At 44.5% G+C, this 9,891-nt stretch carries 9 protein-coding genes; 1 reads left to right on the top strand and 8 read right to left on the bottom strand.

The window, feature by feature from the left end; translation table 11 throughout:
- Positions 1–60: 60 nt before the first annotated feature.
- Complete coding sequence (locus AB4405_RS21710) at positions 61–441, bottom strand: MarR family transcriptional regulator (protein WP_102471530.1); 381 nt, start codon at positions 439–441, stop codon at positions 61–63.
- Between the two features lie 241 nt (positions 442–682).
- Here AB4405_RS21710 and AB4405_RS21705 point away from each other — a divergent pair, with 241 nt between their 5' ends.
- Positions 683–1,360 carry a DUF2982 domain-containing protein gene (locus AB4405_RS21705; RefSeq protein WP_372062791.1) on the top strand — a complete coding sequence of 226 codons (678 nt, stop codon included), beginning with the start codon at positions 683–685 and terminating at the stop codon, positions 1,358–1,360.
- Between the two features lie 24 nt (positions 1,361–1,384).
- Here AB4405_RS21705 and AB4405_RS21700 read toward each other — a convergent pair whose 3' ends face one another.
- The 7 genes from AB4405_RS21700 to ribA all read right to left on the bottom strand — a co-directional run bounded on the left by AB4405_RS21700 (position 1,385) and on the right by ribA (position 9,764).
- Positions 1,385–2,038 carry an MBL fold metallo-hydrolase gene (locus AB4405_RS21700; RefSeq protein WP_372062790.1) on the bottom strand — a complete coding sequence of 218 codons (654 nt, stop codon included), beginning with the start codon at positions 2,036–2,038 and terminating at the stop codon, positions 1,385–1,387.
- Positions 2,039–2,182: 144 nt separating this feature from the next.
- On the bottom strand, positions 2,183–3,841 hold the full coding sequence (locus AB4405_RS21695) for a murein L,D-transpeptidase (RefSeq protein WP_372062789.1): 1,659 nt from the start codon (positions 3,839–3,841) through the stop codon (positions 2,183–2,185).
- 89 nt (positions 3,842–3,930) lie between these two features.
- The gene (locus tag AB4405_RS21690; protein ID WP_372062794.1) at positions 3,931–5,043 is read right to left on the bottom strand and encodes a DUF1513 domain-containing protein; all 1,113 of its coding nucleotides are present in this window, start codon (positions 5,041–5,043) and stop codon (positions 3,931–3,933) included.
- Positions 5,024–6,043 (bottom strand): imelysin family protein, encoded by a 1,020-nt coding sequence (locus AB4405_RS21685; RefSeq protein ID WP_372062793.1) that lies wholly within the window; start codon positions 6,041–6,043, stop codon positions 5,024–5,026. Before AB4405_RS21685 ends, AB4405_RS21690 begins: the two co-directional genes overlap by 20 nt.
- 45 nt (positions 6,044–6,088) lie before the next feature.
- Positions 6,089–7,489, bottom strand: coding sequence for a di-heme oxidoredictase family protein (locus AB4405_RS21680; RefSeq protein ID WP_372062788.1), 1,401 nt, complete (start codon positions 7,487–7,489; stop codon positions 6,089–6,091).
- 155 nt (positions 7,490–7,644) lie between these two features.
- Positions 7,645–8,886: an imelysin family protein gene (locus AB4405_RS21675; RefSeq protein ID WP_372062792.1), complete on the bottom strand. Its 1,242-nt coding sequence runs from the start codon at positions 8,884–8,886 to the stop codon at positions 7,645–7,647.
- A gap of 281 nt (positions 8,887–9,167) precedes the next feature.
- Positions 9,168–9,764, bottom strand: coding sequence for a GTP cyclohydrolase II (gene ribA, locus AB4405_RS21670; protein ID WP_102471524.1), 597 nt, complete (start codon positions 9,762–9,764; stop codon positions 9,168–9,170).
- Positions 9,765–9,891: the final 127 nt, after the last annotated feature.

Genomic DNA, 9,891 nt, shown 5'->3' with positions numbered 1-9,891 from the left:
TTTAACTGATCGGCATTACCCTCGAAAGGGGCTTTTTTTGTTTTTAAATAAAATGAAGTATTACTGTGCTTTATAAATCACTTTATTGCCAGCAAGTTGTTCTTTAGCAACTAAACCTTCATCTAATAACTTCTTAAGAGCACCCGTTGCCCAAGACGCTGCTTTTGCATCCTCTTGGCCGGCTTCCTGACCAATTCCTTTAGAATTAATGCCACCTGTGTGCTTAACAACAATATCTAATACTTGTTGTTGCTTAGGAGTTAGAGCTACTTCCACTTTTTTTGTCGCAGTTGCTTTATCAGCTACAGGAGCTTTTTCCGTTACAGATGCTTTTGCTACAACAGGTTTCATTGTTTTTGTTGCAGCTGCTGTATTGGCAACTACCGCTTTAATGCGCTTTTGCAATTTTGATTGCACTTTGCGCTTATGAGCAAGTTTCATTGAGTTTTCTCTCCATTTCACTGCGCTGTAAGCAGTGGTCAAAATTTGAAGCGCGTTTTATACCAAAATTTTGACCACTTTTGTAGAGGCATGACACAAAGCGTCGCGAAAAATGCCGACTTTCCATGTTTATGACTATTATTTAATCAATAACACCGTCCATTACGTATTATCATCAAGTCATAAAATGCACCGTCGATCATCATTTTCAATCATCACTGAAGGTTGCACTATCACAAATATGGAAACGATTCATATCAGTAACCACGATTATTCATGGCATTCTCCGAGTCTTCGTAATTTTGCGTTTCTAGGCTTGATAATCAGTATCGCACTCGTTCTTTTGGTGCCTAACTGGAAACTCGGACTCATTATCGCCGGTTTACTGGCGGTCGCCCTCGGATTCACATTTTTCACGGTAATCAAAAGTCGCGTCACATTTACCCTTACTGCTTCGCATTTTCAGCAGCATCTTTTTAAAGGTGGATGGGCATTGCGTTGGACTGATATCGAACGAGTAGGGATCTGCAGTCATCATAAAGATGGCTGGCATACCCCTCTTCCTTGGGTAGGCTTGCGAATCAACAGTTATGGCGCTTACCTGAATGCCATTTGTCCGCGAATCGCAACCGATCTCTTGTTAAGCCAACGAGCTCTACTTTATGTCGGAATGCAGCAAACTTCACCACAGACAATTTTTGAAGATATTGTCTTAGATTCAAGTGTTTACATTGATACTGATGGCACTCAGTACCATGGTCTTATGGCAATGCTTGCCAACCGAATGAAATATCAGCGAGAGTTTTTTGGGTATGATATTTTTATTGCCGAAGCCGATTTAGACAGAAGTGCAGATAAGTTCGTCGGCTTGGTCCGCCGCTATTTAGCAGCAGCAGACCAACAGCTATTTAAAGAATAAAACCTTGATTGAAGAAAGTAAGCCTTAGTAAAGCGGCATTTCATCGGCGACAAATGGGTTCGATACCCGTTCATGGCCAAATGTTGATTCAGGCCCATGACCAGGTACAAAAGAAACATCATTCCCTAGCGGCCATAACTTACCTTTGATCGACTGAATCAATGTGTCGTAATCCCCTTGAGGAAAATCAGTACGTCCAATCCCCCCCTTAAACAAGACATCACCAACAAAAGCTTGTTTTGCAGCGGCATTAAAAAGTACCACGTGTCCTGGTGTGTGTCCTGGTGTATGGATAGCCTGCAAGCTTTGATTACCAAATGTCACAACATCACCGTCTTCAAACCATTCGTTTGGTTCAAAAGCTTTGGTTAGCGGAAAGCCGAACATTTGGCTTTGATTCTCTAACCCTTGTAACCAAAAGTTATCCGCTTTGTGTGGGCCCACAATGGGTACGTTCAGTTTTTTAGAAAGGGGCTCAGTGCCACCAACATGATCAAGGTGACCATGAGTGAGAACTAATTTTTCTACTTGAACACCCAACTCTTCGATAAGCACTTGCAACTGTTCAATATCACCACCTGGGTCGATTAACACTCCCTTCATGGTTTCATCACACCAAACAATGGAACAATTTTGCGAAAAAGACGTCACTGGAACGACTTGATACTTAAGACTCATCGTAAATCCTACTATTCAAATAAAGTAGCGAGACTATGACATTGTCTACTAGTGATGACAAGTATTCAGGCGTCACGAGCTAAGCCCGCTTTCTACGAACATATTGACTCAACGCGTCATCACTAGGAAGTCATGACGCGTAAATCAATTCTTTGTCATTGCTGTTTCTGTTACATCATCGCGGCGCATGTCATATTGGTATACATCCGCACGAAAGTGAGCTTTGCCATCTTCAAGCCACGCCGTCTGATAGATGATATGCACCGGAATTCGCTGCTTAAAAGAGATAGCCTTATTCGAGCGATACGTAGACAAATCATTCAGCAACTTCCCTTGATGTTCCAGGAGGACTTGGGCAAATTTGTCAGCATGTTCTACCCGAACACACCCAGAGCTGTACGCACGACTGCTTTCGTTAAACAAATGTTTACCGGGAGTGTCGTGGAGAAAAATGGCTCTGTCATTTGGTGTATTGAATTTATATTGCCCCAACGCATTAGAGGAGCCCGCTTGCTGCCTCATTCGATAAGGGAAGCGCTTGGCTTGAACTTCTTGCCAGTTAATCATGGTCGGATCGACAACGACGCGGTTGTGCCAACCTTCTAATATTTCAAAACGTTGAGCGAATAAGTACGTAGGGTCGTTTTTTACTTTGGGGATAATATCCTTAACCATGATCTTCCAAGGCACATTCCAAGTAGGGTTGACAATCAGAGAGTCCATTTTGGTTTCAAAGATTGGTGTTTGACGTGTCAATCGACCAACAATCACTTTTGACTCAAAGCGCGCCTGCCCTTCCCCCCAGTACTCAAGCTCAAAGCTTGGTACATTGACCAAGATAATATTGTCACGCTGCTGCGGCCAAAGTCTCGAACGCTCGGCATTCAGGGCTAATATTCTTAGCTTTTCCTTTGCCGATTTATTGAGCCATTGCAGAGTGTTCGGGCCGATAATGCCATCATCTTCTAGCCCATACAGTGCTTGAAACTGTTTTATCGCGGTTTCTAAAGAGTCATCAAATAGTCCGTTTTCTTTCTCTTCAACATAAAATTCAGAATCAGCCAAACGTGCGAGTAAGTGGCCATACTGCTCGAGATCAACAAGTTCTCCTTTCCTAAGTAACCCTGATTGTTCATAGGCCGTCACCTCCAACTGAGATTTAGCAAGTAAGTCGATATAGGCATTGTCGAATCCAGGTTGCAAAATCATCGGCGATGACAAAGTCCGTAAATAGCTTTGTAGCGTATTGTTTTCAATCGCCAAAACAAACAATTCGACTTCTGTCGCTGAAGGCCTTGGAAGTGCATCAACTAAACTTTCAGAAAAATACCACTGCTTGCCCAATTCCGGTACATCAGCAATGTAGCTGATGTACAGCAACAAAGTGTCGGTCGCCAAACGATCGTATTCGTCAAATCGTTGCGCTTGATACAAGGATTGCATGCGAGTCACCCTGTCTTCAAACAAGGGACTAAAACCCGCGAGATTGACCATATCAAGTTGCAAATTTAATTGTGCATTAAGTTCGCTGTCCGACCAGATTTCATCGCTATCGGTTTCCGCGTAGATATAGTCGACGAGTGAGTGGTACAGCAAAGGGCTCACCGCCGATGTCGTCTGTTTACGAAGGGGAGAGCCTGCTTCCGTCGCCCTGTACTCATCACGTGTCAACGCTTGCGAGAAAGGCGAAACCGACGTAATCGTGTCCCTTTCAGTCACAAGTTGGTCTGGCGCCGCATGCACAGCCGCTGCAATTGAGCACGCGCTTACGGCGGTCATCACCGTTAATAACTGCTTTGACATCTACCCACTCCTTTGTGTCCAGAGTTTAAGTATGGCAGAGATCACAGCGACAACATGGCTATTTTAATCTGAAATTACCGCCGTCTCACTTATGTGATCATGTGCCAGTGGTTATCCCATTGTGTCGGCGAGGATTTTATATGTTTTGTTAGTCTCGGTGTGATTTCAACCACTCTCCCCGCACCAGAACTGATAAAGAAGTGATCATTTTTCACCACAACACCAGATGCATCTGGAAGTACGTTCACTTCCAGCAGTCGTTTTGTGTTTTTGTCCCACACGCCATAGCAATTGCCTCGCGGTGACGTTGCCACAATGTGACTATCATTGACGGCAATACTCGCAATGTAGTGTTTAAATCGAGCCCAATCCTCGGGTTCACCACCCAGTTCTTGCATCGACTCACCGCGTTTATGCAGTGCCACTAATGGTACGTACCTGTCACTTTCTCCCCTATATTGCTGACCTGTTAACACCGTATCAGCGCCATCATGAGCCAAGTGACGGATACTTTTATGCGTATCACTTAAGCCTACTTGTTCAAGTACAGCGCCACTTGGACGGAGATAACTAAGACTCGGCACCATAGAAGTCAAGTTCAATGGCGTGCGGCCATCGGTATGCACTCCTCCCACACCGACCACTAGCGTGCCGTCTGACATCACTATAATCTCATGAGGTCCAATACCAAAGTCGGTAAATTCTTCAACTTTTTGATAACCTCGTTGCGCGTCATAAACCCCTATCACGCCCCGACTAGAGGCCGTTTCCCCCTCAGTCGCATATAGCCAATGTCCATCTAGTGAATACACCCCGTGCCCATAAAAGTGCCGACTTGTAGATGCGGGTATTAACGTTTCCATTTGACCAGATTGATAATTCAATACCATGGCATACGTACCTGGACGACGCCCAAATACCACCGCAGTTTGAGAGCCCGGACGAATCGCGACTCCATGCCCTCGTTGTGGTAAAGGCATATGATGCACAGGCTGTCCATTTTGCGAGGCAACCACAACCTCATAGCCACCAGCAGTTCGTATCGCTCCGCCAATAAGCTTGGGGGCACGGTCTTGAGACCCCTCAAACGTCAGACGCTGTTGCGTCATCGCACAACCGCCTAACAACCCTGGAGAAACCAGGCTCAAAGCCCCCAGTTTTAAAAGGTTACGTTTTCCGTTATCAATCGCCATCAGTTGCATTAAACCCAATCACAATCCCCAGCTTTACGGCCGCTTCTTCACTTATTAAATACTTAAGTTGCTCGAGCTTATTGTATTGACTTAACGCCGCTCGGTAGCCGTCTTTATCTTGCAACAACTCAAATAAACTTGGGTTTTCAGGCCACGTGTCTAATAGAGTGACAAATTGTTGTTTGATACTGTCGGCCAAACGACTGTCTCCGGAGTGTCGCAAAATACTATCTAATCCTTGCCCATTGGCTAAATAAAGTGCTTGTAGCGCTTCGACATTACTTTTGATGTTCGTCATTGAGGTTTTTGCACGCCATGACTCAGCAAAGTAAGGCTTGGCTGCGCCTATTTTTGCTAACGGGCGCGACAATTTTTTCATCGTATAGTCGAGCTGATTCGTCTGTAGTGCCAAATACTCGGCGTGCCATGCTTTTTCGTCTAACGCTTGCCATGGATTCTCGGACCACGCGGTCAAAATTGTCGCTGAGCGCTCAGCGAGTGAGCCAGTAATCGCCGATAAAAGGGAGCAATTGCTCTTAGATTCGATGCTTGGGCGCCCTTTAACATCAAACAACATCCACTCTACGGCCCCTAAGCCCTGTACCGTCACGCTTTCATTTTTAACCTCACTAACAGACCACGAGGTTTGTTTACTCGCGGCTGCCATTTTTCGGCCGGTGGTGTTTTTCTTATCGGGCCAAAACTGAATATTCCAGTTTTGTTCCAGCGCTAACATGGGGCCTCTTTCCTGGCCTTGTAACCACATCCACTGCTGCATGCCTTGTTGCCACGCTTGTTCAACAGACCCCAACGATGTGTCATTGTCACAATATTGCAGGGCCTGCTGGTGTAACGCGTCCATTGCCACATTAAATTGAGCTGCAGAGGCATATTCAACTTCATACACCCCTTGACTAATATGTTGTGTTGACTGAGGTTGAGAAGACTCTATCGAGGTAGAACATCCTGCAAGCAAAGCTGCCGATAACCCTATCAAAGTTATGGACATATTTGGTAAGCACTTAGTCGTTTTACGTTTATCCACAATGGTCTCCTACAACGAGTTCAAAAAAGCAAGTAGAGCGCTTCGCTCTTTCTTACTCAAAGCAAGTACGTTTTGCTTGGCCGTCTCAGCTTCTCCGCCGTGCCACAAGATAGCTTCCGTTAGGTTTCTTGCCCGGCCATCATGTAGGAAATAAGTATGCCCATTGACCTCTTTGGTATAGCCAATTCCCCATAATGGTGGCGTTCTCCACTCTTGCCCTGTCGCGTCATATTCAGGACGATGATCAGCGAGAGCTTCTCCCATATCATGCAACAACATATCGGTATAAGGATGAATGGTTTGATTAGATAGTGCGGGTAAACCATCACGCATCGAGGTTTGAATATTAGTACGGTGACAACTCTCGCACCCAGCTTGCGCAAAGACTTGCTGTCCTTGAATAACTTGAGGGTCTTGGCTGTTACGACGACTAGGCACGGCTAAATGTTGACTATAAAATTCAACAAAATTTAAGATTTTATCACTCACTTCAGGTGAACCACCGCTCACGCCATCATGGCAAACCTCTTTTTGCGCTGCTGAACAATTTTCGCTGGTAAATAATGTGCTCGTCAGCCCTAAGTCACCTTGAAATGCCGCCGCATTTTGCTGCATTAAGTTAGGCTGACCAGCCTTCCAGCCAAATCGACCTAAGACCATATTTTCAGTCCTAACATCCAAGACATAGTTAGGCTTTCCTGATATCGGCGTTCCATCCGTCGCTTGCTCACGAGCGAATGCCAAAATAGTCTCTTCTGGAATAGATTCCAACAATCCTAACCCAATCATTGGAGGAGCGACTCTGGCAGACATCATTACATCGGGGTGTAAGTCGCCGTAAGCCAACTCAACAATTTTTAGATTCGGTTTTCTGAGCATTACCTGGGTTCCGTCTTTAAACTGAACCGGATATTCACTGTAGGTAATACTGATTTGGCCTTCTGGCGTCATATCTGGCAGCGCAAAATCTTGTAATTGCCCACCATAATTAGGCTCAGGGATAACACCAGATCGCTTGACTTGCTTTTTTTGGGCATCCGTTTCAGCAGGAATACTAAGTCGAACTAACATAGAAACAGCGTGTTGGTCGCCGGCTTCTGGTGGATGACCTCGCCCATCTTTGATATGGCAGTTTTGGCAACCATTGGTGTTGAATAATGGCCCTAACCCATCTCTTGCATCAGTCGATGCTGGGGCTTGAACCCATGGGTTTCGAAAAAAACTGTTACCGACACTGAAATCCAATCGCTTACTCATTGGTAAATTGGCTGCGGGTAAAGAAAAGGCATTAGGCCCTTGTTTATTTACAGAGGTTTTCCCACCCGAATGTTTATTGATTGACGATTCGGCATAGCTTTGCAGCGATAGCAATACACTTGCTATCGCAATTAGAAGTTTTAGGTGTGACATACGCGGCTCACTCATTTCCGATCAGAAAAGGGGGTGCTCCCCCTTTATTATTTTTATTATCTGTTCATTACTATCAATAACTTATTGATTATTGGTCGCTTGTAACGCTGAATATACGATGATTTAACCACGACCAATCCTTCATTATTTAGTGATTAGAACTCATGATCAGCGGTATCTGGATTTAGACTACTAATACCAATAATGCCCGCAGCGCGTTCGATGGAACCGGTCTGTGCAACCAAGGCTATAATAGTGTCATTGACCAATTTATTACCTTGAGGGTTATTGGATGCAATCAACTGATCGAAATGTTGGTTGTGTTTTTCTGCCGATGTGACCAATTGACCGACCTGAGCGCGTGCAAGGTCGAACTGTTTTTGGATTTCTTTGGCAACCACTTTATCTTTCTGAGTCACTAAATCCGCGATACTTGCGCCGACGATGAGTGAACCATCAGTACGCACATAAGTACCGGTATATACGTTATAAATACCTTGCTCGTTATAGTAATGCGAGTTGTGCGTATTATCTGAGAAACAGTCGTGCTCATCCTCGGTAGAATTGGCTTCTAACGCCACTTTCATACGCTCACCGGCAAGTTCGCCTAATGACAACGACCCCATACCAAACAGCATTTTTCTCACACCATTGACCGGCTTGTCAGCCAATAGTGTTGCACGATAATTATTGCTCTCAGATTTTGCCCACTGCTTTTCCATCCAAGCCAGGTCTTGGATTAATAGTGTTGAGACTGCCTGTAAGTATTGTGCGCGTCGATCACAATTGCCGTTTGTACAAGCCTCTCCAACAACATAATCAGTGTAAGGGCGATCGCCCGCACCTGAGTTTGTACCGTTTAAATCTTGCCCCCACAGCAAAAATTCAATCGCGTGATACCCTGATGCCACATTAGCCTCGGATCCGCCAACTTCGTTAAGATCAGCAATAAGAGCCGGTGTGATTTCTTTAACGTCAAGGGTGGTAGGTCCGATTTTCAGACTTTCATTAGCGACAATATTTGCCTGTGCTCCATCATTACCTAACTCGTACTGATAATCCGAGCTGACATAGTCAATCAGACCTTCGTCCAGTGGCCATGCATTTAATTGGCCTTCCCAATCATCCACAACCGCGTTACCGAAACGAAATACTTCCGTCTGTTGATATGGGACACGAGAGGCAATCCATGCTTGTTTGACGTCTGACAAGCCTTTTTCAGATGGATTAGCTAGAAAAGTGTTAATAGAAGTGTCTAGCGATTTTGCAGTAATAAGCGCGTCTGAAAATACAGCGTGAGCTAAATCGGCGTAATGTTCGACAACCTGTTCTTCTGATACTGCTGAAAACGCAGCGGTTGAGCTAAGTAAAAGAGAGGCGGCCACTGCACTCTTCATAAAAATAGTTACATTCATTGAAGCATCCTTGTTGAGCTTAATTATTATTGTGTAGTGCGAATTATTATCATTAACACTATCAATGCGCAATAATACTCAGTTACAATTTATTTTCAACGATTAATACAAAAAAACCCCACTTCCGTGAGGTTTTCTTAACAAGCGTACAGCAGTCAGTGGCCGTCTTGGTGTTCTGCTTTTATATTATGGCTTAACAGAGATGACTGATGTTAGAGCACGTACCAGCAGCTCATCCGCCCACTCAAGCTCAGAGCTGCGTATTAGAACTTCAAGTTGTGTTTACCATGCGATACTTTCGCTTTTAAATAACTTTCATTACCTTCTTTTACGTGTGCGTTTGTATTCACCACTTCTTTCACTTCTACACCGTGCTCTTGAAGCTCTCGTACTTTTTTAGGGTTATTCGTCACTAACCGAATGGTATTAACATCAAGGGCTTTAAGCATTTGAGCCGCTTCAGAGAAATCCCTAAGATCATCGCCAAACCCTAAATGGTTATTCGCTTCGTAGGTATTCATCCCTTCAGATTGGAGCTTATACGCATCAATTTTGTTATATAGCCCAATACCGCGACCTTCTTGGCGAAGGTATAAAATAATCCCACCTTCCGAACCCATTTTTTGCACCGTTTCTTCCAACTGCTCACCACAGTCACAGCGAGATGAATGGAATACATCACCAGTTAAACACTCAGAGTGCATCCGCACCAACGGGGTTTCTTTTCGCTTATCAGCTTGCTGAAATATTACAGCTACGTGTTCTTTATCAGAATTCAGCCCACGGAAGGAAAGCATTTCAGCTTCGATATCACTGTTAAGTCCAACTTTTAATTCTATTCTGGCTCGTACTTCCGCCATAACTTCTCTCACTTGATTTTTGAGGCCAAAATCAACGTTCTTTCAGCCATTTCACACCACACTCTACCCATGACTATGGGGGCTAACCCATCAATTTTCAACGATTACTTCTTTATATAAATTGTTA

Origin of the sequence: Vibrio sp. 10N.261.51.F12, from assembly GCF_041471725.1 — a bacterium.
Lineage (GTDB): Bacteria > Pseudomonadota > Gammaproteobacteria > Enterobacterales > Vibrionaceae > Vibrio.
The sequence above is the reverse complement of the archived record's forward strand: the minus strand, read 5'-3'. Positions and strand labels throughout refer to the sequence as shown.